Genomic DNA, 23,710 nt, shown 5'->3' on the forward strand with positions numbered 1-23,710 from the left:
GGGGGTCGGGTCACGCAGAGATTCCCACGGTCAGGGTGGCGGCATAGCCGGCGGTGGTGCTGCCGGTGACGGTGGCCAGCTGGGTGCTGTAGCCGTCACTGAAGATGTTGTCGGTGGCGAAGCTGATCTGGTTGAAGTTGGTCAGGCTGCTGCTGTAGGTGGACAGCGCATAGACGCTGTTGCACACATCGGTGGGGAAGGCGATCTGCGAGGTCTTGAGCTTGTTGCTGTAGGACGTGGCCGTGCTGGCGCTGCGGTAGACCTCGAAATGCATGTGGGGCATGCGGCCGGAATAACAGCCCGGGAAGATGGTGGTGAAGGTGACGGTGCCGTCGCTGCCGGTCACCTGCACGCCGCGCAGATAGTTCTCGCCGGTGACGCCGCTGCTGTAGAGCGAATAGCGGCCCAGCCGGTCGCAGTGCCACAGGTAGATGGCGTAACCGGCGAGGTCGGCGCAACTGCTGGCGGCATTGACCAGGGTCAGCGTGACGGTCAGGGGCACGCCGTCCGCAGTGCCGCTGGCCGAGCCGATGCTGCTGCGGATGTCGCTGCGCACGATGCCGGACAAGGCCAGTGCATTGACGACGCCGCTGCTGGTGCTGTTGGAGCCGTCGCCGGGATAGGGGCCGGCGGTTTCTTCCGGGATGACGCTGCAACTGCTGCTGCCGGTGGACCCGGTGCCGGTGCTGCCGCTGCTGCCGGAACTGCTGGACGAGCTGCCGGAGCTGGAGGAAGTGGACGTGCTGCTGTCGTCGGAGCCCCCGCCGCCGCAGCCCAGTAGCGGCAAGGCGCCCAGGCCGGCCACGCCGGCCAGCAGGCCCAGTGCGCGCCGGCGTTGCTGCTGCTGGCTGATCAGGGCCAGGTCGTGGGCCAGGCCCAGGTGAGGGTCCGCATCATGCGGGTGGCCGGGGGCATTGCCGCCCAGGCCCGCCGTGGCGGACAGACCGGCGTCGGAAACGTTCGCGACCAGGGCGGAGGGGCGGAAGCGGTGTCGGCTGAGAGGCATGAGGAACTCCGTCGATGGGAGTCCTCATTGGAGCGACGCTGAATGTCTGAGACTTAGCCAGTTTGTGTCAGCACCGAAACATCGAGCGGGCGGTGCGTGATGCAATGCCGCTCAACCGCTGGGCCGCTGAACGCAGCTCCGGCACAGCGCTGGACTCGGGGCGCCGAGTCCGCCGCTCACTCAGTGCTGCACCTGCACCATGCCGGCATAGGTGCCGCCGGTGGCCATCAGCTCATCGTGGCTGCCGCGTTCGATGACCTGGCCGTCGGCCATCACCTGGATCACATCCGCGCGACGGATGGTGGAGAGCCGGTGGGCGATCACGATCAGCGTCTTGCGGCCCTGCCACTGCTCCAGGGCCTGCTGCACCGCGCGTTCGCTTTCGGTGTCCAGGGCGGAGGTGGCCTCGTCGAAGATCCAGACGGGCGCGTCCTTGTACAGCGCCCGGGCGATCGCCACCCGCTGGCGCTGGCCGCCCGACAGCTTGCTGCCATTGGCGCCGATGTTGGTGTCCAGCCCTTCCGGCAGGCCCTGGACAAAGTCCCACAGCGCGGCGGCCCGCAGCACCTGTTCCAGCTTGGCGTCGTCGCGCGGCTGGGCATAGGCGATGTTGTCCGCCACCGAGCTGTCGAACAGCACGATGTCCTGGGACACCACCGCGAACTGCCGCCGCAGGTTGGCCTTGGTCAATTCGTCGATGGGCACGCCGTCGAACAGGACGCGGCCGCTGTCCGGATGCTCGAAGCCCAGCAGCAAGCTCACCACCGAGCTCTTGCCGGCCCCGGAGCTGCCCACCAGGGCGGTGGTGCGGCCGGCGGGAATGTCCAGGTCCAGCGCCTGCAGCGCGTCCCGATTGGCGCCGGGATAACGCAGCGTGACCTGCTGCAGCTGGATGTGGCCGCGGCCACCATGGATTTCGCGGGTGCCGGTGTCGCGCTCGGCGGGCAGGTCCAGCATGCCCATGCAGCCGCGGGCGATCACCAGCGCATTGGTGATGGGCTGCATCACATCGCTGAGGTGGCGCAGGCGCGAGCTCATCAGCAGCAGCGCGGTGACAAAGCCGGCGAACTCTCCGACGCCCGTGCCGTTTTCCCGCGCCTGCAGCAGCGCCAGGCTCACGATGATGGAGATGCCGATGCTGGCCATCAATTGCGACAGCGGCTGCGCCAGGGCATTGGCGGCGGCCGTCTTCAGGGCGCTGCGCTGCACTTCCTTGGCGCGCTGGGCGAATCGGTCCCGTTCGTGATCGGCGGCGTCGAAGCTGCGCACCACGCGCCAGGCACGGGTGACGTCCTCGATGACGGACACCAGCCGCAGCTGCGAGTCGTAGGCCCAGGTGCCCATGCGGCGCACCCGGCGGTTGACCTTGCGCACCACGAAGGCCAGGCCCGGCACGGTGATCAGCGACAGCAGGGTCAGCTGCCAGTTGAGGTAGAACAGGTAGCCCATCAGGGACAGCGCCGGCAACCCGTCCCGCAGGATGGTCACCAGGGAGCCGGCCACCAGGGCAACGACCTGCTGCGGATCACTCACCACCTTGCTCACCGCGGTGGCGGGCTGCAGGTTGGTGTAGACCCGCGCATCGGCGCGCAGCAGCACCTGCAGCAGCGCGGCGCGGATGTCCATGACGGTGCGGGAGATGGTCCAGTTCAGCAGGTACTGGCCGCAGAAGCTGAACAGGCCGCGCAGTGCAAACAGACCGACCAGGGTGACCGGCACCATCCAGATGGGAAAGCTGTACTGCGCCGTGCCGACCGCGCCGGTCTTGGGATTGAAGCCTTCCCCGAGCGCAAAGTTGATCAGGTTGGGGATGAGCGGTTCGGTGGCTGCCACCAGCAGGTAGGACAGCACCGTCAGGAACAGCCCCACCCGATGGGGTTTCATGAAGCGCCAGAGCCGGCTGGCCGTGGGGCCCAGGGGTTCAAGAGGCGTGGAAGCGGAAGGAGCTGCGCACATGGAGGCGGGGGCGGCGCACGCCCCGGGGGCGCGTGCGCAAAAAGGCGAAAAACGGATTGTGCCCGGAATCAGGCGGCCGCTGCCGGGCTGCCGTCCAGCAGGTCCTGGGCGGTTTTCAGCGCCGCGGCCACGATCTGGTCCATGTTGTAGTAGCGGTACTGCGCCAGCCGGCCGACGAAGGTCACGCCCTGGGCAGCTTCGGCCAGGGCGGCGTAGCGCTTGAACAGGGCTTCGTTTTCAGGGCGGGGCACCGGGTAGTAGGGGTCGCCCTCGGCCTGCGGAAATTCGCGCACGATGGAGGTGCCGGGATGCTGTTCGCCGGTCAGGTGCTTGAATTCGGTGATGCGGGTGTAGTCGTGGTCATTCGGATAGTTGACCGTGCCGACCGGCTGGTAGTGCTCGGTGTCGGGCAGGTGCTGGTGGTCAAAGCGCAGGCTGCGGTAGGGCAGGGGGCCGTAGCAGTGGTCGAAGTAGGCGTCGATCGGGCCGGTGTAGAGGATGTGGCTGCCCGGGAAGTCGCCGCGCACGTCCTTGAAGTCGACGCCGGTGCGCACCGTGATGCCGGGGTGGTCCAGCATGCGCTCGAACATGGCGGTGTAGCCGTCGGCGGGCATGAACTGGTAGGTGTCGGCGAAGTAGCGGTCGTCGTCGTTGCTGCGGGTGGGGATGCGGGCGGCGACACCAGCGGAGAGCTGGGAGAGGTCCAGCCCCCATTGCTTGCGGGTGTAGCCGCGGAAAAACTTGTCGCAGAGGTCGCGGCCGACGCTGTTGAGCACCACGTCCTCGCTGGTCTGCAGCGGGTCGCGGGGTTCGCGGACCGTCTCCAGATAGCCCTGTACTTCGTCTTCGCTGAGGGACAGGCCGTAGAGCTGGTTGATGGTCGTGCGGTTGATGGGGATCGGCAGCAGTTGCTCGCCAACCTGGGCCAGCACGCGGTGTTCGTAGAAGCGCCAGGTGGTGAAGCGAGAGAGGAACTCGATCACCTTCTTCGCGTTGGTGTGGAAGATGTGCGGACCATAGGGGTGGATGAGCACGCCGTGAGCATCCCGCTCGTCGTAGGCATTGCCGCCGATGTGCGGGCGCTTGTCGATCAGGTGGACCGTCTTGCCGGCGTCGGCCAGCACACGGGCGCAGACGGAGCCGGCGTAGCCGGCGCCGACGATGAGGAAGTCTGTGGTCATGGAATGTCCGGTGGGGCGGTGGCGTTTGGGGTGATTGTGCGTCATGGTTGTGGCGGTGGAGCGGTGCAGCCGGGCGAGCGGTTGGTGCGGTGTCGTCGCACTGTTCCAATACCATTCCAGCGACGGGCTTGCTCGACCCGCAGGCCGGCGTCCTTCCATCGCAACGACGTGGCGGTGGCAAGGATCGAGCGTGGCAGCCGGGCAAGCCTTTCCCTCCATGTCCCCCGCCCGCTTCGCGGTCTCCTCCTTGACTTCCGGGAAAGGCTCGCCCGGCTGCCCTGCGAGCGATCTGTGCGGTGGCGTCACACTGTTTTCAACACCATTCCTGCAACGGATCAGCTCGCTCCGCAGGCTGCCCCGTTTACTGTTGGGAACGGCTTGCTTGGGGGCCGTGCAAAGGGTCTGTGAAGCGTCCGATACACTGTTTCCATGACCGTTCCCGCTTCGGGCACGCCCGCGGGGGGGACCCGGCGCGTGCTTCATTTCGTCACCGGCGGCTTTTCTGGCGCCACACAGGTCGCCGTGGAGCTGTGCCTGTCCCAGCGCAAGGCCGGGCGGCTTCAGCCCATCCTCGTGCTGCGCCGCAAACGCACGACCGATCCCGCCAAAGTGCAGGCCCTGCGCGACCAGGGGCTGGAGGTCCATCTGGTGCCCGGCTGGGCCCACTTGGTGACCGTGTGGGCGCTGCGTCGCCTGTGTGAACAGCTGCGGCCGGATGTGATGCTGGCGCACGGTTTTCCTGAACATCTGCTGGGCCGCGAGGCCGCCCTCCGAGCCGGAGTGCCAGTGGTCGTGCAGGTCGAGCACAGCTCGCGGGAGCGCTATGGGTTCTGGTCCTTGCGGAAGGCGCGGCGCCTGGCGCGGCGCAGCGCCAAGCTGGTGGGTGTGTCCGAAGGAGTGCGGCGGCGACTGGTGGCGCTGGGCATGCCGGAGTCGCTGACCGTCGCGATTCCGAATGGGATTCGGCTGGAGCGTTTTGCGGAGGCGGACTCGCATCCGCATGCGCAGCGCGAGCCGGGCATCGTGATGTCGGCGCGGTTTGCGCGGCAGAAGGATCAGCCCACGCTGATCCGAGCCATCGGCCTGCTGGCCGAGCGCGGGCTGCGGCCGACGGTGTATCTGGCCGGCAGCGGTCATCCGTTCTACATGGGGGCGTCGCAGCGCCTGGTGAAGCGGCTGGGCCTGGAAGAGCAGGTGCGCTTTCTCGGGTATCACAAGAACATGGCGCAGCTGTTGATGAGCCAGCGGATCTATGTGCTGAGCACCCATTGGGAAGGAATGCCGCTGGCGCTCCTGGAAGGCATGGCGGCGGGCTGTGCTTGTGTGGCGTCGCTGGTGCCCGGGGTGGAAGGCGTGCTGGAGCCCGGCAAGACCGGCTTGCTGACGCCGGAAGGCGACGCCAAGGCGCTGGCCGACGCGCTGGAGCAGCTGCTGCGGGACGAGGCTCTGGCGCAGCGCCTGGGTCAGGCCGCACGGCAGCGAGCCATCGAGGAGCACAGCGTGGGGCTGATGATGCAGCGTTATGAAGACCTGCTGATGAGCCTGCCGGCCAGCGACGGCCAGCCGCGCTGAGGTCTCTCGGGGAAGTCCCGCTGATCGCATCGAGATCGATCAGCGCTTGGATCAAAAGTCCTATCGACGCGCTGGGACCGCCCGGGCCAGCCAGCGCTCCAGCCGCCAGGCGCGCAGCCACCAGCCACGTCGGCGGTAGCCGGACAGCAGCGCGTCCAGCGGGATCGGCAGCTGGCTCTCCATCAGGCGGCGATAGTCGTCGATCAGCGCAGGCGCCCGAACGGGGTCAAAGCGCCACATCATGCGAGAGGCGCCGATGAACTTGCGCGCCACCGTGTTGGACCAGGCAAAACACGCCTCGTCACCCAGCCGCTTCGGGCTGCGGTCACCCGCTTCGGCGGCTTCCTTCAACCCGCTCATGGCCCAGGCGAGGTCGCCGGCCTTGTCCGGATTCAAGGTGTGCATGATGGAGCCCGCTCGCTGCCGGTAGGCCACCCACACCGCCGGCTCATACCAGAGGTCGGGCGCGCGCAGTGCGAGGAAGGGCAGCAGGTGCATGTCCTCGAAATGACGTCCCGCAGGGAACCGCAGGTCGCTGCCCCACAACTCGCGCCGCGCAATCTTGGACCACGGGTGCATCTGCCCACCGCGGAAGGTGCCGGTCATGATGGTGCTGGCCTCGGTGATGCGCTGCCGCACCGGGCCCTTGAAGGTGCTCTTGCGCGGATGGCCGCGCAGCCGGTGCTTGAGCTTTGGCGCCTCGCGGATCATGCGGTAGTCACACATCACCAGCGACGGGGCCTGCTGCTCGATGATCGCGCGCAGGCGCGGCACGGCGCCGGGCATCAGCCAGTCGTCCGCATCCAGGAACCAGAAGTAGTCGCCGCGGGCATGGTCGAGCAGCGTGTTGCGGGTGACGGAGACGCCCTGGTTGCGCTCATGGAAGATGCAGCGCACCCGCGAGTCTTCTTCCGCCAGGCGCCGCATCAATGCAGGCGTGTCGTCGGTGGAGCAGTCGTCCACGATCAGCACTTCCACCTGCGCATCCGACTGGCCCAGCGCCGACGCCACGCTCTCGCGCAGGTAGCCCTGCACGTTGTAGGCCGGGATGAGAAAGCTCAGCCAGGGACGCGGCGTGTGGGGGGCCTGCCCGTCACTACGGGCGCTACGGGCGTCGGTCGAAGGGGCGCCAGGAAAGCCGGGGACGCTGGAGGCCGCTTCATTCATGGCCATGGAGGGCGACGACATCTGCCACCCGCTCACTCGCGCCAGTGATCCGCAATCCACGGCGCCGGCAGCGGACGGCGCCAGTTGCCGTTGCTGCGGCCTGCCAGGGCATCGGGCGGATTCATCACGCCGTGGAAGATCAGGATGCGGGCACCGTCCGGAATGCTGGGCGCCTTCCAGTAGTTCAGCGGCCAGCGCGGAATGCAGTGGTACTTGAAGCTGGCGCACCAGCGCGGGTCCCAGTACTGCAACTGGCCCTTGCGGTGGATCTCGTCGGAGAGATAGGCCTGCTCGTTGCGGAAAGTCGTGCGGATGGTCTCGAACTCGCGGCGGAATTTGGCCAGCACGTCGGCATGCGCGCCGAGGGTGAAGCGGTAGACCGACGAATTGCCGGTGATGCGCCAGGGCCGCTTCCAGTCATGAATGATGAGGAATTCGCCGGGCACCTCGAAGAACGGGGTGATGTCGTCCACGATCACCACGTCCAGATCCAGGAAGAGGGCCGTGCCACGCAGGCCATGCAGGTCGGCCTCGAAGGTGGTGAGCTTGGTCCAGCCGCGCTCCGGGATGCCCTCGGGCAAGGCCAGGGCCGGAATCGGCAGGCATTGCACCTCGGCACGGATGCCCTCGCTGCGGTCGGTCAGGCAGACGAACCGGAAGTCGCCCCGCAGGTGGCGGCGCACCATCGCGTAGAGACGGTTGACGTACTCAGGGCCGTACTTGGTGCCCCACTTCATGCAGAGGATGACGCGTTCGGCGTCGGGGGAAGCGGGGCTCGTCGACATGGTGGGTGCGGTGGGGTGCGGGTGGAGCGCGGGTGGTGTGGGGCGGTGCGGGGCGGTGCTGTTGCGCAATGCCGGGAGGATCAGTGGAAGGTGGGAGCGGCCCGGGTTGAGGCGGGCGCTATGTCCTTCAGAGCTCCTCGACCCAGCGAGGCGGATAACTGTCCCAGCTCAGGCAGCCCGGACATTGCCAGAAATAGTGCTGTGATTCAAAGCCGCAGGCGGCGCAGCGGTAGCGTTGCAAGGGGCGAACGGCCCGCTGCAGGGCGCCGCCGACCAGTTGGGCTTCGTCCTCGTTGAGCGGTTGCTGGCGCGCCTGGCTCTGCTGCAGCAACTGCGTGGCGGCGGACAGGGCCGGTTCCACCCGCAGATGCTCGGCCAGACGGCGGCGCTGGGCCTCGGGATCGGCTTCCAGCAGGGCGATGGCCTGTAGCATGGCCATGCTGGGATGGCGGCGGTACTGGGCTTCCAGCAGCGTCAGGGCCTGCGGCACGGACTGGGTGGCCAGGGCGGACTGGGCGTAGTCACGGGCCACCAGGTTGAAGGCGTCGGGGTTGGCCTTGAGCAGGTCGCCATAGATGGCCAGGGTGCCGGTCTGGTCGCCGGCGCGGGTCAGCATCTGGCCCAGCAGCACATAGGCGCGGGCCGACTGCGGGGCGCGCTGGCGGGCGCGATCCAGCCACTGACGGGCGGCAGGCAGGTCCTGGTTGCTCTGCGCTTCCAGGGCCAGTTCACACCAGTAGTTGGCGATGCGGCTGGCAAACGAGCCGGTGCCGCTGGCTTCCAGGGATTCGGCCACGTCGGCCGCCTTGGCCCATTCGCGGGAGCGCTCGAACAGGGACAGCAGGGCCAGGGCGGCTTCGCGGTCGAAGGCGGTGCCCTTGAGGGCTTCGTAGGCGGTTTCGGCGCGGTCGAAGAGGCCGGCCTTGAAGAAGTCCTGGGCCAGCGCGTATTGGGCGCGGTCGCGTTCGTCCTTGGGCAGGTCGCCGCGGGAGAGCAGGTGCTGGTGCACGCGCACGGCGCGTTCGTACTCACCGCGGCGGCGGAACAGGTTGCCCAGCGCGAAGTGCAGCTCGGAGGTGTCGGGGTCGGCCTGGACGGCTTCGATGAAGGCGTCGATGGCCTTGTCCTGCTGCTCGTTGAGCAGCAGGTTGAGTCCCTTGAAATAGGCACGGGGGGCGTCGCGCTGTTCCCGTTTCCATTGGCGGGAGTCCAGCTTGGACGCCAGCCACCCGAGGCCGAAGATGACGGGGACGCCGATCAGCAGCCAGGTGAGATCAAATTCCATCGGGGAGTTTGGGGTCGGGAGAGGGAGGGGAGGGCAGGTCGGCCGGGGGCGGCAGGCTGCGGGCGGCGGCGCGTTTGTGGCGCCACCAGGCGGGCACCATGGCCAGCACGCCGAAGGCGCAGCCGATGGCAAAGACCATCAGCACGACGATTACCAGGGGGGCGCGCCAGGACTGGCCGAAGAACCAGTGCACGACGACCTCCTGGCTGTTGTTCAGCGCGAAGGCGAAGAGGGTGATGAACAGGAAGGCGCGGAAAAGCCAGACCAGGATTCGCATGGGCGCGATTCTAGGCGCCGCGGAGCGGATTATTCCGAAGGGCTTGTGTCGGCGGGCAGCTGTGCATCGACGGCTTCGCGCAGGGCTTTGCCGGGCTTGAAGTGGGGCACGAGCTTCTCGGGGATCAGCACCTGTTCGCCGCTGCGGGGATTGCGTCCGGTGCGGGGAGGGCGACGGTTGATGGAGAAGCTGCCGAAGCCGCGGATCTCGATGCGGTGGCCGCGGGCCAGGGCATCGGACATGGCGTCGAGGATGGTCTTGACCGCGAATTCCGTGTCACGTTGGGTGAGCTGGCTGAAGCGCTCGGACAGGTGGGCCACCAGGTCGGATCGGGTCATGGTTCTCGGAATCTGAAGAACAACAGGCCCGCACATGCGAGCCTGTCGAAGGGGACTTGTAGCGACACCAGCCTACCTCAGGCCCATGCCGCTCTGTACCAGTAAAAGCCTGATTCTCCGCGAAAAATGCAACGCAACCGCCGCACTTCCCGCCTCAAACCAAGTCGCCGCACTCCAAAGAGAGGCTTGGTGGGCAAAGCCCACCAGCTACCGCAGAAAGGCCCGGTGAGCAAGCCCGCCGGCTACTGCAAAGAGGCTCGGTGGGCAAAGCCCACCGGCCGTCCCTCCAGCAACATCCGGAGTCAGGGTCTCCCTGACTCCAGGATGGCGCCCCTCGGGGGCAGGAGCGAAGCGACTGGGGGGCTTAGTTTTGGTCCAGTTTGGCGCGGAGAAGGGCGCCGAGGCTGGTCGTACCAGCGTTCTCACGCTCGTTCGACTGCGACAGGCGCTGCATGGCTTCCTGCTGGTCGGCGCTGTCCTTGGCCTTGATGGACAGCTGGATGCTGCGGGTCTTGCGATCGACGTTGATGATGATCGCGGTGACTTCGTCGCCTTCCTTCAGCACGTTGCGGGCATCTTCCACGCGGTCGCGGGCGATTTCCGAAGCGCGCAGGTAGCCGGTGACGTCTTCACCCAGGTCGATCTCAGCGCCGCGGGCGTCCACGGTCTTGACCTTGCCGGTGACCGACATGCCACGGTCATTGACCGAGACGAAGGTCGAGAACGGGTCGCCGTCCAGCTGCTTGATGCCCAGCGAGATGCGCTCGCGCTCGACGTCCACAGCCAGCACGATGGCTTCGACTTCCTGGCCCTTCTTGTAGTTGCGGACAGCCGTTTCGCCCGGCTCGTTCCACGACAGGTCGGACAGGTGCACCAGGCCGTCGATGCCCTGGGCCAGGCCCACGAACACGCCGAAGTCGGTGATCGACTTGATGGGGCCCTTGACGCGGTCGCCGCGCTTGACGTTCTCGGCGAACTCTTCCCACGGGTTGGCACGGCACTGCTTCATGCCCAGCGAGATGCGACGCTTGTCTTCGTCGATCTCCAGGACCATGACTTCCACTTCGTCGCCCAGGGAGACGACCTTGGAAGGAGCCACGTTCTTGTTGGTCCAGTCCATTTCGGACACGTGCACCAGACCTTCGATGCCCGGTTCAATCTCAACGAACGCGCCGTAGTCAGCGATGTTGGTGACCTTGCCGAACAGGCGGGTGTTGGCCGGGTAGCGGCGCGACACGCCGAACCAGGGGTCGTCGCCCAGCTGCTTCAGGCCCAGCGAGACGCGGTTCTTTTCTGCGTCGAACTTCAGGACCTTGGCGGTCAGCTCTTGACCCACCGTCACCACTTCGCTCGGGTGACGGACACGGCGCCAGGCCATGTCGGTGATGTGCAGCAGGCCGTCGATGCCGCCCAGGTCCACGAACGCACCGTATTCGGTGATGTTCTTGACCACGCCGTTGACGATGGCGCCTTCGGTCAGCGTTTCCAGCAGCTTGGCGCGCTCTTCACCCATGGAGGCTTCCACCACGGCACGACGCGACAGCACAACATTGTTGCGCTTGCGGTCGAGCTTGATGACCTTGAATTCCATGGTCTTGCCCTCGAACGGGCTCATGTCCTTGACCGGACGGGTGTCCAGCAGGGAACCGGGCAGGAAGGCGCGGATGCCGTTGACCAGAACGGTCAGGCCGCCCTTGACCTTGCCGGAGACGGTGCCGGTGACGAACTCGCCGGATTCCAGCGCGTTCTCCAGCGACAGCCACGAAGCCAGGCGCTTGGCCTTGTCGCGCGACAGGATGGTGTCGCCGTAGCCGTTCTCGATGGCGTCGATGGCCACCGAGATGAAGTCGCCCACCTGGACTTCGACTTCGCCCTGGTCATTCTTGAACTCTTCGATGGGCACGTAGGCTTCAGACTTCAGGCCGGCGTTGACCACCACGAAGTTGTGCTCGATACGGACCACTTCAGCCGAGATGACCTCGCCGGTGCGCATGTTGGCGCGTTGCAGCGATTCCTCGAAAAGGGCGGCAAAAGATTCAGACATGTGAGATTTCCTTGCCAGGCACAGAGCGTCCGGCGCTTGAAAGACAAGCGGCCTGATCCGAGAGGTGCGCGGGCGTTTTTTGCAAGCGGAACTTGCGGGTTAGGTTGTTGAACGCGCCACCCCCGATGAACTGACGTTCGGAGGGAGGGGTGACGCTCCTGGCTTGCGAACAGCGAAAAACGCCCAGCGGGCTGGGGGGATCAGTGCGGGAACGGGCGCTTTGTCTGCCACCAGCCCAGCACCAGGTCCTTTGAAGCCTCAACGGAATGTGCGGAGTTGTCTAGCTCGATCGCGTCCGCAGCTGCCTGAAGGGGTGATGCACTGCGGGTTTTATCCCGCGCATCACGCGCTTCCAGATCTGCGCGCAAGTCGTCGAGTTTAGCCGGGACTCCCTTGGAAATCAATTGATTGAACCGGCGCTCGGCCCGGGTGGCGGCGCTGGCGGTCAGGAAGACCTTGAGCGAGGCATCCGGGAAGATGGCCGTTCCCATGTCCCGGCCGTCGGCCACCAGGCCCGGCAGCCGACGGAAATCCAGCTGCAGCTGGTGCAGCGCCTGGCGCACCGGCGGATGTGCCCCCACCTGGGACGCCATCAGGCCGGTGGCCTCCTGGCGGAGTTCGTTGCTGACGTCCTCTTCGTCCAGCAGCACCCGGCCCTCCTCGAAGCGCAGGTCCAGGGTCGGCACCAGGGCAGCGACGGCAGCGCCGTCGTTCAGGTCCAGCCCAGCCCGATGGGCGGCCAGGCCGGTGACGCGGTAGAGCGATCCGGAATCCAGGACACCGTACCCCAGCGCCCGGGCCACCTCGTCCGTCAGCGTGCCCTTGCCGGAGGCCGTCGGGCCGTCGATGGTGATGACGGGAATGTCCTGCGGGCGGGCCTGGACCACGCTGAACAGGGTCTCGAAGTAGTCCGGGAAGGTCTTGGCCACGCATTGCGGGTCCAGGATGCGAACCGGCACCGCCTCTTCCGAGCGGCCGGGCACCAGGCCGTTGAAGGCCGCCAGCGAAAAGCACATGGCCACCCGGTGGTCGTCATAGGTGTGGATGGCGGCCGGCTGCCAGTGCTGCAGCGGGAACACTCGCAGCCAGTCCGGACCTTCCTCGACCTCGGCGCCGAGCTTGCGCAGCTCGGTGGCCATGGCGGCGATGCGGTCGGTTTCCTTCACCCGCCAGGAGGCGATGTTGCGCAGCACCGTGGGGCCGTCGGCATACAAGGCCATGACGGCCAGGGTCATGGCGGCGTCCGGGATGTGGTTGCAATCCAGGTCCAGCGCCCGCAGCGGCCAGGCGCCGCGGCGCACTTCCAGCCAGTTGGGGCCCAGGGTGACTGCCGCGCCCATGGCCTGAGCCGCCTCGACGAAGCGAACATCGCCCTGCACCGAGCTCGATCCCACGCCTTCGATCCGCACCGGCGCCTGGTCGGCCGCGATGGCGCCCAGCGCCACGAAATACGACGCCGAGGAGGCATCGCCTTCCACATGCACCACGCCCGGCGATGCATACCGGCTGCCGGCCGGGATGACAAAGCGCTGCCAGTCCGCATCCCGCTGCACCTGCACGCCAAAACGCGCCAGCAGGTCCAGGGTGATCTGGACGTAGGGTTTGGAGATGAGCTCGCCGGTGACCTCGATGACGATGTCCCGCGGCGCCTGGCCGTCAACGCCGCCCGCCGCCACCAGCGGCAGCGCCAGCAGCAGGGCGGTCAGGAACTGGCTGGAGACGTCTCCGCGCACCTGCACCGGCGCGGTCAGGCTGAGCGGGGCGGGGCCGCGCAGGCGCAGCGGCGGGTAGCCTTCCTGGCCCAGGCAGTCGATGGGGCAGCCCAGCGCGCGGAGGGCATCCACCAGATCGCCGATCGGCCGTTCATGCATGCGCGGCACGCCGGACAGCTCGAACTGCCCGCCCTGCGTCGCCGCCAGCACGGCCAGGGCCGCGGTGAGCGGACGCATGGCAGTGCCGGCATTGCCCAGGAACAGCTGGGCCTGCTTCTGCCGCAGCCGTCCGCCCAAACCGATGACCGACAGCACGCCGTCGTCCCGGTGATGCAGCTCGCAGCCCAGCTCCCGCAGCGCGGCGATCATCACCTTGGTGTCATCGGAATCCAGCAGGTCGTGCACCAGGGTCTCGCCCTCGGACAGGCCCGCCAGCAGCAGCACGCGGTTGGAAATGCTCTTGGAGCCCGGCAGGGACACGGTGCCGGCAGCGCCACGCAGCGGCGGCAGGTCGAGGTAGGCGGTCTTGTACATGGCGATGGTCCGGATCGGCCGAAGCGGCAGCCCCCACCCGGCAGGACAAGCAGTGCGGCGGGCGGTAGGTTCCGGTTCGGCAGAGTGAAAGCAGGAGGACCCGGACGGCGACGCCCGGGGGGGCCTGCGCGATTGTCGGTGCAGGAAGGCGGCCCGCGCCTTCCCGAGAACGCTACTTTGACTTCGGCGGGGTGGGCGGCGAGCTCAGCTGCCACTGGCCCCGGCCTTCGGAGGCCTGGCGGATCATGGCTTCCAGGCCGGACGTGTCGCCCTTCTGGATGGCCTGCTCCATCGCATCCAGCGACTCCCGGAACTTCTGCGTCTGGGTCAGCAGTTCCTGCTTGTTGGCGATGAGGATGTCGCGCCAGATGGTGGGGTCGCTGGCCGCGATGCGGGTGAAATCGCGGAATCCGGAACCGGCCAGGCTCAGGAAGTCACGGCCCGACGGCTGCCGGGCCACGGCGTTGAAGTAGGCATAGGCCAGCAGGTGGGGCAGGTGGCTGACGGCGGCAAAGGCGGCGTCATGGTTGTGCGGCGCCATCTTCAGCACCTGACAGCCAAGGGCCGACCAGACGTCGGTGGCGCGCTGCACCAGCTCCGGACGGGTCTGCTCCAGTGGCGTGAGGATGACCTGGCGACCCTGGTAGAGGTTGGCGTCCGCATGCTGCACGCCGGCGCTTTCCTTGCCGGCAATCGGATGGGCCGGCACGAAGGTGGGCAACTGCTTGCCCAGCGCGCGGCGAGCGGCGTCCACCACATCGCCCTTGGTGGAGCCGACGTCCATCAGCAGCACATCGCTGTGGATCAGATGGCGGATGGCCTTGAGCGTGGATTCGGTGGCGGCCACCGGCACCGCCAGCAGCACGATGTCCGACCCGGACACCGCCAGCAGGGCGGATTCCGCCGCCAGGTCGATCACGCCCATGCGGCGGGCGGTCTCGGTGGTGGAGGGCGATTTGCTGTAGCCCACCACGCGGCGGACCAGCCCGGCCTTTTTCATGGCCAGCGCAAAAGAGCCTCCCATGAGGCCACAGCCGATCACACCGAGTTGATTGAAGGTCGCAGACACCGCTTTTCTACCCGCCTTGCTAGCTGATTGACTACCTGTTTTGCTGGAGGCCTTGTGAGCCCCCGGACTGCCGCTTTTTTCGGCCGACCTGCTCATGGCGGCATCCGATGTGCCAGCTGCTGAGCTCCCATTTGCATTGCCTGTTCGAGTAGCCGTCTTGTCACCCCGTGATTGTGAGGCTTGAACGCCTTCGTGCCTGCCCCGGCTTGGGGGCTACCGCACTCAGGCCTTCAATGGATAGGCGCCAATGATCTTGAAGAATGCGCAGAGTTCCCGCAACTCCGACAGGGCCGCCGCCACATGCGGCTGGGACGGATGGCCGTCCAGGTCGATATAGAAGTAATACTCCCACTGGCCGGTGCGGGCCGGCCGGGACTCGAGCCGCGTCATGGACACGCCGTGCTGCTTGAGCGGCACCAGCAGGTCATGCATGGCGCCGGGCCGGTTGTGGACCGACACCACGAGGCTGGTGCAGTCCCGGCCGCTGGCAGGCGGCATGTCCATGGTCTGCGGCAGCGTGATGATGGCAAAGCGCGTGCGGTTGTAGGCCTCGTCCTGGACGGCATGGGCCACGATGTGCAGGCCGAACAGCGGCGCCGCGCGTTCGCTGGCGATCGCCGCCCAGGCTGGATTCGTCGCGGCCAGTCGGGCGCCTTCCGCATTGCTGGAGACAGCGCGGCGTTCCGCATTCGGCAGGTGCTTGGACAGCCAGTTCTGGCACTGGGCCAGGGCCTGCGGATGCGCCAGCACGGCTTCCACGCCTTCCAGCGAGTTGTCCTTGCGCAGCAGGTTGTGGCGGATCAGCAGGCTGACTTCGCCAACCTGGTGGGTGGGGGTGTGCAGGAACAGGTCGAGAGAGCGGGTGACCACGCCCTCGGTCATGTTCTCCACGCCGACCACGCCGTATTGGGCGCTGCCGGAGGCGGTGGCGTGGAAGACTTCATCGAAGCTGTTGCAGTAGATGAGGTCGGCCGCGCCGCCGAAGTATTCAATGGCGGCCTGCTCGCAGAAGGTGCCGAACGGCCCCAGCACGGCCACCCGCTGGGGCGATTCCAGCGCCAGGCAGGCGGACATGATCTCGCGCCAGATGGCGGCCACATGTTCGCTCTTGAGCGGGCCGGGGTTGGCGGCCTTGATCTTGGCGATAACCTGGGCCACGCGGTCCGGGCGGAAGAAGGGCGTGCCGTCGCGGCGCTTGATCTCGCCGACCTGCTCGGCCACGTGGGCGCGCTGGTTCAGCAGGGTCAGCAGCTGGCTGTCCAGGGCATCGATCTGGTCGCGCAACACCAGCAGCTCAGGGCTGGCCACGGGCGGCGGCAGTTGGGAAGGGTCGGTGGCGTCAGCCATGTTGGGTCTCGAAGTCCTTGAGGTAGCTCACCAGAGCCTGGACACCCTCCAGCGGCATCGCGTTGTAGATCGATGCCCGCATGCCGCCTACCGACTTGTGGCCTTTGAGTTGCAGCAGCCCGCGCGCCCTGGCACCGGCCAGGAAGTCGTCATTCAGACGCTCGTCGCGCAGGAAGAATGGAATGTTCATCCGCGACCGCGCCTCGGGCGCGACACGGTTTTCGAACAGCGACGAGGCATCCAGCGTCTGGTAGAGCAGGGTGGCCTTGTCGATGTTGCGTTGCTCCAGGGCGGCCAGGCCGGTCTTGCCGGCGTACTGGAAGCGCTGGATCCATTCGAACACCAGGCCGGCGACATAGATCGCGAAGGTCGGCGGGGTGTTGAACATGGAATTGTTGTCGGCCACCGTCTGGTAGTTGAAGGCCGACGGGCAGATGGGCAGGGCATGACCCAGCAGGTCCTCGCGCACCACCACCAGTGTCAGGCCGGCAGGGCCGACGTTTTTCTGTGCACCGGCGAAAGCCAGTCCGACCTTGGACCAGTCCACCGTCCGCGACAGGATGTGGGAGGAGCAGTCCACGACCAGCGGGGCGTCCGAGCCCAGGGCCTTGAGGTCGGGCAGGTGCTGGAATTCCAGGCCATCGATGGTCTCGTTGCTGCACAGGTGCACGTAGGACGCATCGGGGCGGATCTGCCAACTGGCCGCAGGCGGAATCGATTCGTGGCGGCCGGCGGCATTGGCGCCGTCGGCGGCGATTTTCACGTCGGCATAGCGGCGGGCCTCGCCCGCGCTCTTGCGGGACCAGGCGCCGGTCACCACCACATCCACCGCACCGCCTCGCGACAGGTTCATCGGGACGATGGCGTTTTCGCCCAGCCCGCCCCCCTGCATGAACAGGATGCGGAAGTTCGGCGGGATCTGCAGCAGCTCCCGCAGGTTGCGCAGGGCGGCTTCGTGGATGCTGCCGAACTCCTTGCCGCGGTGGCTCATCTCCATGACCGACATGCCGCTGCCTTGCCAGTCCAGCATCTCCGCGGCCACCTGGGTCAGCACCTCTTCAGGCACTGCGGAGGGACCGGCGGAGAAGTTGAACGGGCGATGCGAAGCGGACAATGAAGCGGTCATCGATGCGGTCATGGATCCAGCCTTACTTCTTCGGCGTGGCCGGCTTCTGCGCGCCCGAGGCGGGACCCGCGTTGGCCGGCGTGTCCAGACCCAGCTGCTTGGCGATGTTGGTCTGCAGGGTGTTGAACTTCTCGTCCAGCGACTTGCCGTTGTCGTCGATCAGGCGCTTGGTGTAGGCGGCCTGCAGTTCCGGGGCCACTTCAGCGAACTTCTTGCTGACCGGCGATTCCAGCCAGGCCACCAGTTGCTTCAGTTCGTCTTCGGTGAACTTCTCGTCCAGCGTCACGCCGATGGTCGAGGCCTGGACCGACTTGCCCTTTTCGACCAGCGCGGGGCCGTTGTCGTCCATGAACTTGCGCAGCGTGGCGTCGATGGACTTCGCGGTGGATTCGCGCTTGGCTTCCGGCAGATTGCGGATGGCGGGCATCAGCTTCTGGGCCAGGTCATTGACCGGGCGGCTCAGCACGCTCACCGTCAGTTGCTCGATGGCCGGCTGCTGCAGCTTGAGCACCTTGCCGATCAGTTCCTTCTTGGCGGGCGAGCTGTCCGCCTTCTGGGCAAAAGCCAGGGGGGAGATCAGCAGGGCGGCCGCGAGGGCCCCCACGTGTACAGGCTTGAGCAACAAGATCATTCCTTCGCGTCAGGTTCGGAAGTGGAACCGGTGGCGCCGGTGCCATCGGAGTCCGGGGTGGGAGTGCCGTCGGTGGCGTCGCTGCCTTCGACCAGGGTGTCGTTGGCATCGTTTTCGACGATGCGTTGCAGGCCGGAGAGCTTGGCGCCTTCGTCCAGCGCGATCAGCGTCACGCCCTGCGTGGCGCGGCCCAGTTCGCGGATTTCGGAGACGCGGGTGCGCACCAGAACGCCGGTGTCGGTGATGAGCATGATCTCATCTTCAGGACGCACCAGCGTGGCGGCCACCACGCGACCATTTCGCTCGCTCTGCTGGATGGCAATCATGCCCTTGGTGCCGCGGCCGTGGCGCGTGTATTCGGTGATGCTCGTGCGCTTGCCGTAGCCGTTCTCGGTGGCGGTGAGCACGCTCTGGCTTTCGTCCTCGGCCACCAGCATGGCGATCAGGCGCTGGTCGGGTTCCAGCATCATGCCGCGCACGCCGCGGGCCTGACGGCCCATCGGGCGGACGTCGTCCTCGTCGAAGCGAACCGCCTTGCCACCGTCGGAGAACAGCATCACGTCGTGCTGACCGTCGGTGAGGGCGGCGCCGATGAGGTAGTCGCCGTCATCCAGGTCGACCGCAATGATGCCGGCCTTGCGCGGATTGCTGAAGTCCTTCAGCGAGGTCTTCTTCACCGTGCCCAGGGCGGTGGCGAAGAAGATGAAGTGGTCTTCGGGGAAGGTGCGGAATTCGCCGGTCAGCGGCAGCACGACGTTGATCTTCTCTTCCGGCTGCAGCGGGAACATGTTCACGATGGGCTTGCCGCGCGAGTTGCGCGAGCCCTGCGGCACTTCCCAGACCTTGAGCCAGTACACCCGGCCGCGGTTGCTGAAGCACAGCATCCAGTCGTGGGTGTTGGCGATGAAGAGCTGGTCGATCCAGTCGTCTTCCTTGGTGGCGGTGGCCTGCTTGCCGCGGCCACCTCGGCGCTGTGCCCGGTATTCGCTCAACGCCTGGCTCTTGATGTAGCCGGTGTGGGAGAGCGTCACCACCATGTCGGTGGGGGTGATCAGGTCTTCGGTGCCCAGCTCCTGGGCGTTGTGCTCGATCACGCTGCGGCGTGCGCCCAGCTTGGTCTGGCCGAATTCCTGGCGCACGGCCACCAGCTCGTCGCTGATGATGCTGGTCACGCGGGCCGGCGTGGCCAGGATGTCCAGCAGGTCGGCGATCTGGGCCATCACGTCGCGGTATTCGCCAACGATCTTGTCTTGCTCCAGTCCCGTCAGGCGCTGCAGGCGCATCTGCAGGATTTCACCGGCCTGGTCGTCGGACAGGCGATACAGCCCATCGGGCTGCATGCCGTATTGCAACGGCAGGCCCTCCGGACGGTAGGCGTTGGAGCCACCGGCGGTGTCGCCTGCAGCGCGGGTGAGCATCTCGCGCACCAGCGATGAATCCCAGGAACGGGCCATCAGCTCGGCCTTGGCCACCGGCGGGGTGGGCGACTCGCGGATGATCTTGATGAACTCGTCGATGTTGGCCAGCGCCACCGCCAGGCCTTCCAGCACGTGGCCGCGCTCGCGGGCCTTGCGCAGTTCGAAGATGGTGCGGCGGGTGACGACTTCGCGGCGGTGCTCCAGGAAGACCGTGATCAGGTCCTTCAGGTTGCACAGCTTGGGCTGACCGTCGATCAGCGCCACCATGTTGATGCCGAAGCTGTCCTGCAGCTGGGTCTGCTTGTAGAGGTTGTTGAGCACCACCTCCGGCACTTCACCGCGCTTGAGCTCGATGACCACCCGCATGCCGGACTTGTCGGACTCGTCCTGGATGTGGCTGATGCCCTCGATCTTCTTTTCCTGGACCAGCTCGGCAATGCGCTCCAGCAGCGTCTTCTTGTTAACTTGATAGGGAATCTCGTCAACGATGATGGCCTGGCGCTGGCCGCGGTCGATGTCCTCGAAATGGACCTTGGCGCGCATCACCACCTTGCCGCGACCGGTGCGGTAGCCTTCGCGCACGCCGCTGAGGCCATAAATGATGCCGGCGGTGGGGAAGTCGGGCGCCGGGATGATTTCCATCAGTTCATCGATGGAGCATTCCGGGTTCTTCAGTGCATGCAGGCAGGCGTCCACCACCTCATTGAGGTTGTGCGGCGGGATATTCGTGGCCATGCCCACTGCAATACCCGACGAACCGTTGACCAGCAGGTTGGGCAACCGGTTGGGCAATACCAGCGGTTCCTTTTCGCTGCCGTCGTAATTGGGGCCGTAATCGACGGTTTCCTTGTCGATATCGGCCAGCATTTCGTGGGCGATTTTCGACAAGCGGATTTCGGTGTAACGCATCGCGGCGGCGTTGTCGCCGTCCACCGAGCCGAAATTGCCCTGGCCGTCCACCAGCATGTGGCGCAGGGAGAAATCCTGGGCCAGACGCACGATCGTGTCGTAGACCGCGCTGTCACCGTGCGGGTGGTATTTACCAATCACGTCGCCCACGATACGGGCGGACTTCTTGTAGGGACGGTTCCAGTCGTTGTTCAGCTCGTGCATCGCGAAGAGCACGCGCCGATGCACGGGTTTGAGGCCGTCACGCGCGTCGGGGAGGGCGCGACCCACGATCACGCTCATCGCGTAATCGAGGTAGGAGCGGCGCATCTCCTCTTCGAGGCTGATCGGCAGGGTTTCCTTGGCGAACTGGGTCATGCGCGGCAGGCCGCGCGCATGGGAACGCCGGCCTCTGGAATTAGCAGAAGAATGACATTCTAAAGGCCTGCGCTTGTCGCACCTGCGCAACAGCTTCGTGCGCGATCGCGGTGCACCCGGCGAGAATGAAATCGACCTGTTGCCCTATGGCACAATCGGTCGGTCCCTAGGAGAAACCCTTGGTCGCGTGCAGTAGTACAGTAGTACGCGCGGTCGCTGGTGGCTCTTGAGGTTTTTAGTTCCGACATTGGACATTTCGCAGGGCAACTGCGGCTTTCCTTGAGAGGAGAATCATGAAGAAACTGAACCGCGTGGCGTCGCTTTTCGCTGTCGCTGCTTTGGCCACCTCCGGTGCAATGGCCCAGACCGTGGACAACTGGCGTGCTACTGACGGCACCGTTTGGAAGAACGGCACGAACGAGCTGTGCTGGCGCGATGCCTTTTGGACCCCGGCAACCGCCGCCAAGGAATGCGACGGCGCCCTGAAGCCGGCCGCAGCTCCTGCTGTGGCACCGGCTCCGGCCCCCGCACCGGCTCCGGCCGCTGCTCCGACCCCGGCTCCGGTCGTGGTTCCGCCGAAGCCCACCAGCGAAAAGGTCACCTACGCTGCTGACGCCTTCTTCGACTTCGACAAGTCGGTCCTGAAGCCGGACGCCAAGACCGCGCTGGACGACCTGGTCGGCAAGACCGGCGACATCAACCTCGAAGTGATCATCGCCGTCGGCCACACCGACAGCGTCGGTTCCGACGAGTACAACCAGAAGCTGTCGGTTCGCCGCGCTGAAGCCGTCAAGGCCTATCTGGTGAGCAAGGGTCTGGAAAAGAACCGCGTGTACACCGAAGGCAAGGGCGAGAAGCAGCCTGTGGCTGACAACGCCACCGCCGAAGGCCGCGCCAAGAACCGCCGCGTCGAAATCGAAGTGGTCGGTACCCGCGCCGTCAAGTAATCGTTCCCCGGACCTCAGGCCGTCAGCGGCCTGATGCCGAAACGATCCAAACCCCGCAGGCCCAAAGGCTTGCGGGGTTTTTTCTTGCTTTGCTTGAACTACCATTGCGCCCCATGGCCAACGTCGATGCAAACGAACTCGCAAAATTCAGCGAGCTGGCCCACCGCTGGTGGGATACCGAAAGTGAATTCAAACCTCTGCACCGCATCAATCCACTGCGATTGAACTGGATCGATGGCTACAGCCCGCTCGCTGGCAAACGGGTGCTGGATGTGGGCTGCGGCGGCGGTATCCTGGCGGATGCGATGGCCCGCAAGGGCGCCCATGTGCTGGGCATCGACCTGGCGGTGAAGTCCCTGCGCGTGGCCGAGCTGCATGCGATGGAAGCTGGCACCGAGAACGTCGAGTACCAGGAGATCGCGGTCGAAGATCTGGCGGCGCAGCGTGCGGGTGAATTCGATGTGGTGACCTGCATGGAAATGCTGGAACACGTGCCGGATCCAGCCTCCGTCGTGACGTCACTGGGCAAGCTGGTGAAGCCGGGCGGCTGGGTGTTCCTGTCCACGCTGAACCGCAATGCCAAGTCCTTCCTCATGGCCATTGTGGGTGCGGAATATGTGCTGCGCCTGCTGCCGGCGGGCACCCACGAATACAACCGGTTCATCAAGCCGTCCGAGCTCGCCCAGATGTGCCGCGAGGCCGGTCTGGAGCTGCAGGGCGCCAAAGGGCTGACCTTCAACCCGCTGACGCAGCGCTACAAGCTGGGCAGCGATACCGATGTGAACTACCTGATGGCCTGCCGCCGCCCTGGGTGAGCGGCGCGAGCGGTCCAGGGGTGGGGCCAGGTCATGCCGGCCCATGGTTTGAAGGGTTTTTGCCTGTCCCTTGTCCAGGGGGCGGCCTGTGTGGAGTCGATGTCGTGAACGGGAAAAGTCCGGCGCTGCCGGTGCGGGCGGTGCTGTTTGATCTTGACGGGACCCTGGTGGACAGTGCGCCGGACCTGGCCGGGGCGACCAACGACATGCTGGCGGTGCGCGGCCTGCCTGCCGTACCCTTCGAACGACTGCGTCCCATGGTGGGGGCGGGCGCGCGCGGCATGATGGGGGTGGCCTTCGGCATCACGCCGCAAGATGCCGCCTTCGCGGACCTGCGCACCGAATTCTTTGACCGCTATGAGGCCCGGCTGCTTCAGGATACACGGCCCTTCGACGGCGTGACGGACCTGCTGGCCGGCCTGTCCGAGGCCGGGCTGCGATGGGGCATCGTCACCAACAAGATCGAGCGCTTTGCCTTGCCGCTGGCGCGAGGCATGGGCTGGGAGGGTGTGGCGGCGGCGGTGGTCGGCGGCGACACGACGGCGCATGCCAAGCCGCATCCGGCACCGCTGCTGGAAGCGGCCCGTCGCAGCGGGGTGGCGCCGCAGCACTGTGTGTATGTCGGGGATGATGTGCGTGACATCCAGGCCGGCAAGGCCGCGGGCATGCCGACGGTCGCCGTGCGCTGGGGCTACCTGGGGCAGGGTGAGCCCATCGAGGCATGGGGTGCGGACGTCATTTTCGATCGTCCTTCAGAGCTGCTGGACTGGCTGAGCGAGAGCCGCCGCTGAGCCTGTCCCCGTGGTCCTCGGGGACGAGGGCACGGGTGTATACTGATGTCACGCTTCAAAAGGGGGCGACCTGGTTTCGACGTGGGTTCTGATGCGTCGCAGGGCATGCCGAGGGCCAGTATCCTCGTAAATCCACCTGGAAACAAAGTAACTGCAAACGACTCAAAGTTCGCACTCGCTGCTTAATTGCATGTGAGCCTCTCAACGGTTGGCCTATGGGCCGGGTCTGAGCCGCAAGGCAAAGACTGAGAGGTTAATTACATAGGCTGGCTTGTGTCCGGGCACCTTGGGCATGAGTGAGATCTAGGGTGCTGGCTGGTGAGGTAGCGTGCTGCTGCGCGACCTGACTGGCGAGATCCAAAACAGACAGCTACGCATGTAGAACTGTACGTGGACGGCTTGCGGACGGGGGTTCAATTCCCCCCGCCTCCACCATTTTCAAG

Annotated in this window: 19 protein-coding genes and 1 other RNA gene; 5 read left to right on the forward strand and 15 right to left on the reverse strand. The window is 66.2% G+C overall.

All coding sequences use genetic code 11. The annotated features are described in order from the left end of the window. Positions 1-10 precede the first annotated feature (10 nt). From DES44_RS08880 to glf, 3 genes are all read right to left on the reverse strand, one after another. The gene (locus DES44_RS08880) at positions 11-1,006 is read right to left on the reverse strand and encodes an intradiol ring-cleavage dioxygenase (protein WP_116001453.1); all 996 of its coding nucleotides are present in this window, start codon (positions 1,004-1,006) and stop codon (positions 11-13) included. Positions 1,007-1,186: 180 nt separating this feature from the next. Then, positions 1,187-2,890: an ATP-binding cassette domain-containing protein gene (locus tag DES44_RS08885; RefSeq protein WP_232309973.1), complete on the reverse strand. Its 1,704-nt coding sequence runs from the start codon at positions 2,888-2,890 to the stop codon at positions 1,187-1,189. A 140-nt stretch (positions 2,891-3,030) separates the two neighbouring features. Continuing rightward, on the reverse strand, positions 3,031-4,143 hold the full coding sequence (glf, locus tag DES44_RS08890) for a UDP-galactopyranose mutase (RefSeq protein ID WP_058934636.1): 1,113 nt from the start codon (positions 4,141-4,143) through the stop codon (positions 3,031-3,033). Positions 4,144-4,572: 429 nt separating this feature from the next. Between glf and DES44_RS08895 the strand changes: the two genes are divergently transcribed. Beyond that, positions 4,573-5,715 (forward strand): glycosyltransferase, encoded by a 1,143-nt coding sequence (locus DES44_RS08895; protein WP_058934637.1) that lies wholly within the window; start codon positions 4,573-4,575, stop codon positions 5,713-5,715. 60 nt (positions 5,716-5,775) lie between these two features. On the opposite strand, the gene DES44_RS08900 is transcribed toward DES44_RS08895, so the two are convergent. The 12 genes from DES44_RS08900 to gyrA form a co-directional block, all read right to left on the reverse strand. Then, the gene (locus DES44_RS08900) at positions 5,776-6,903 is read right to left on the reverse strand and encodes a glycosyltransferase family 2 protein (RefSeq protein ID WP_058934638.1); all 1,128 of its coding nucleotides are present in this window, start codon (positions 6,901-6,903) and stop codon (positions 5,776-5,778) included. An 11-nt stretch (positions 6,904-6,914) separates the two neighbouring features. Further along, a complete protein-coding gene (locus DES44_RS08905) occupies positions 6,915-7,667 on the reverse strand; it encodes a hypothetical protein (protein WP_058934639.1) in 753 nt (250 codons plus the stop codon). 127 nt (positions 7,668-7,794) lie between these two features. Further along, positions 7,795-8,952, reverse strand: a complete 1,158-nt coding sequence (lapB, locus tag DES44_RS08910; protein WP_058934640.1) for a lipopolysaccharide assembly protein LapB — start codon at positions 8,950-8,952, stop codon at positions 7,795-7,797. Beyond that, on the reverse strand, positions 8,942-9,229 hold the full coding sequence (locus DES44_RS08915) for a LapA family protein (RefSeq protein ID WP_058934641.1): 288 nt from the start codon (positions 9,227-9,229) through the stop codon (positions 8,942-8,944). Before DES44_RS08915 ends, lapB begins: the two co-directional genes overlap by 11 nt. Positions 9,230-9,258: 29 nt before the next feature. Continuing rightward, positions 9,259-9,567 carry an integration host factor subunit beta gene (locus tag DES44_RS08920; RefSeq protein WP_058934642.1) on the reverse strand — a complete coding sequence of 103 codons (309 nt, stop codon included), beginning with the start codon at positions 9,565-9,567 and terminating at the stop codon, positions 9,259-9,261. Between the two features lie 364 nt (positions 9,568-9,931). Then, positions 9,932-11,611 carry a 30S ribosomal protein S1 gene (gene rpsA, locus DES44_RS08925; protein WP_058934643.1) on the reverse strand — a complete coding sequence of 560 codons (1,680 nt, stop codon included), beginning with the start codon at positions 11,609-11,611 and terminating at the stop codon, positions 9,932-9,934. Positions 11,612-11,811: 200 nt separating this feature from the next. After that, positions 11,812-13,857 carry a bifunctional 3-phosphoshikimate 1-carboxyvinyltransferase/cytidylate kinase gene (locus DES44_RS08930; RefSeq protein ID WP_058934644.1) on the reverse strand — a complete coding sequence of 682 codons (2,046 nt, stop codon included), beginning with the start codon at positions 13,855-13,857 and terminating at the stop codon, positions 11,812-11,814. 172 nt (positions 13,858-14,029) lie between these two features. After that, positions 14,030-14,926, reverse strand: coding sequence for a prephenate dehydrogenase (locus tag DES44_RS08935; protein ID WP_257720732.1), 897 nt, complete (start codon positions 14,924-14,926; stop codon positions 14,030-14,032). 222 nt (positions 14,927-15,148) lie between these two features. After that, positions 15,149-16,273: a prephenate dehydratase gene (gene pheA / locus DES44_RS08940; RefSeq protein ID WP_058934646.1), complete on the reverse strand. Its 1,125-nt coding sequence runs from the start codon at positions 16,271-16,273 to the stop codon at positions 15,149-15,151. Beyond that, complete coding sequence (gene serC / locus DES44_RS08945; protein WP_116001455.1) at positions 16,266-17,399, reverse strand: 3-phosphoserine/phosphohydroxythreonine transaminase; 1,134 nt, start codon at positions 17,397-17,399, stop codon at positions 16,266-16,268. Before serC ends, pheA begins: the two co-directional genes overlap by 8 nt. Positions 17,400-17,421: 22 nt before the next feature. Then, entirely contained in the window at positions 17,422-18,021 is a 600-nt protein-coding gene (locus DES44_RS08950; protein ID WP_170156637.1) for a DUF2059 domain-containing protein, read from the reverse strand. A 5-nt stretch (positions 18,022-18,026) separates the two neighbouring features. Next, positions 18,027-20,714: a DNA gyrase subunit A gene (gene gyrA, locus DES44_RS08955; RefSeq protein ID WP_058934649.1), complete on the reverse strand. Its 2,688-nt coding sequence runs from the start codon at positions 20,712-20,714 to the stop codon at positions 18,027-18,029. A 293-nt stretch (positions 20,715-21,007) separates the two neighbouring features. On the opposite strand from gyrA, the gene ompA reads away from it, so the two are divergent. The 4 genes from ompA to ssrA all read left to right on the forward strand — a co-directional run bounded on the left by ompA (position 21,008) and on the right by ssrA (position 23,702). Continuing rightward, positions 21,008-21,661 (forward strand): outer membrane protein OmpA, encoded by a 654-nt coding sequence (gene ompA / locus DES44_RS08960; RefSeq protein ID WP_058934650.1) that lies wholly within the window; start codon positions 21,008-21,010, stop codon positions 21,659-21,661. A 113-nt stretch (positions 21,662-21,774) separates the two neighbouring features. Beyond that, positions 21,775-22,476, forward strand: a complete 702-nt coding sequence (gene ubiG / locus DES44_RS08965) for a bifunctional 2-polyprenyl-6-hydroxyphenol methylase/3-demethylubiquinol 3-O-methyltransferase UbiG (RefSeq protein WP_058934651.1) — start codon at positions 21,775-21,777, stop codon at positions 22,474-22,476. 104 nt (positions 22,477-22,580) lie between these two features. Further along, complete coding sequence (gph, locus tag DES44_RS08970) at positions 22,581-23,267, forward strand: phosphoglycolate phosphatase (protein ID WP_232309974.1); 687 nt, start codon at positions 22,581-22,583, stop codon at positions 23,265-23,267. Between the two features lie 61 nt (positions 23,268-23,328). Beyond that, positions 23,329-23,702, forward strand: a transfer-messenger RNA (tmRNA) gene (gene ssrA, locus DES44_RS08975). The last annotated feature ends 8 nt before the right edge of the window (positions 23,703-23,710 follow it).

This window comes from Roseateles depolymerans (genome assembly GCF_003387155.1).
In the GTDB taxonomy this organism is placed as follows: Bacteria; Pseudomonadota; Gammaproteobacteria; order Burkholderiales; family Burkholderiaceae_C; genus Roseateles; species Roseateles depolymerans.

Coding starts and splice junctions, on each gene's coding strand:
- DES44_RS08880 (WP_116001453.1), bottom strand. CDS start 1,006: ATGCCTCTCAGCCGACACCGCTTCCGCCCCTCCGCCCTGGTCGCGAAC.
- DES44_RS08885 (WP_232309973.1), bottom strand. CDS start 2,890: ATGAAACCCCATCGGGTGGGGCTGTTCCTGACGGTGCTGTCCTACCTG.
- glf (WP_058934636.1), bottom strand. CDS start 4,143: ATGACCACAGACTTCCTCATCGTCGGCGCCGGCTACGCCGGCTCCGTC.
- DES44_RS08895 (WP_058934637.1), top strand. CDS start 4,573: ATGACCGTTCCCGCTTCGGGCACGCCCGCGGGGGGGACCCGGCGCGTG.
- DES44_RS08900 (WP_058934638.1), bottom strand. CDS start 6,903: ATGTCGTCGCCCTCCATGGCCATGAATGAAGCGGCCTCCAGCGTCCCC.
- DES44_RS08905 (WP_058934639.1), bottom strand. CDS start 7,667: ATGTCGACGAGCCCCGCTTCCCCCGACGCCGAACGCGTCATCCTCTGC.
- lapB (WP_058934640.1), bottom strand. CDS start 8,952: ATGGAATTTGATCTCACCTGGCTGCTGATCGGCGTCCCCGTCATCTTC.
- DES44_RS08915 (WP_058934641.1), bottom strand. CDS start 9,229: ATGCGAATCCTGGTCTGGCTTTTCCGCGCCTTCCTGTTCATCACCCTC.
- DES44_RS08920 (WP_058934642.1), bottom strand. CDS start 9,567: ATGACCCGATCCGACCTGGTGGCCCACCTGTCCGAGCGCTTCAGCCAG.
- rpsA (WP_058934643.1), bottom strand. CDS start 11,611: ATGTCTGAATCTTTTGCCGCCCTTTTCGAGGAATCGCTGCAACGCGCC.
- DES44_RS08930 (WP_058934644.1), bottom strand. CDS start 13,857: ATGTACAAGACCGCCTACCTCGACCTGCCGCCGCTGCGTGGCGCTGCC.
- pheA (WP_058934646.1), bottom strand. CDS start 16,273: ATGGCTGACGCCACCGACCCTTCCCAACTGCCGCCGCCCGTGGCCAGC.
- serC (WP_116001455.1), bottom strand. CDS start 17,399: ATGACCGCTTCATTGTCCGCTTCGCATCGCCCGTTCAACTTCTCCGCC.
- gyrA (WP_058934649.1), bottom strand. CDS start 20,714: ATGACCCAGTTCGCCAAGGAAACCCTGCCGATCAGCCTCGAAGAGGAG.
- ompA (WP_058934650.1), top strand. CDS start 21,008: ATGAAGAAACTGAACCGCGTGGCGTCGCTTTTCGCTGTCGCTGCTTTG.
- ubiG (WP_058934651.1), top strand. CDS start 21,775: ATGGCCAACGTCGATGCAAACGAACTCGCAAAATTCAGCGAGCTGGCC.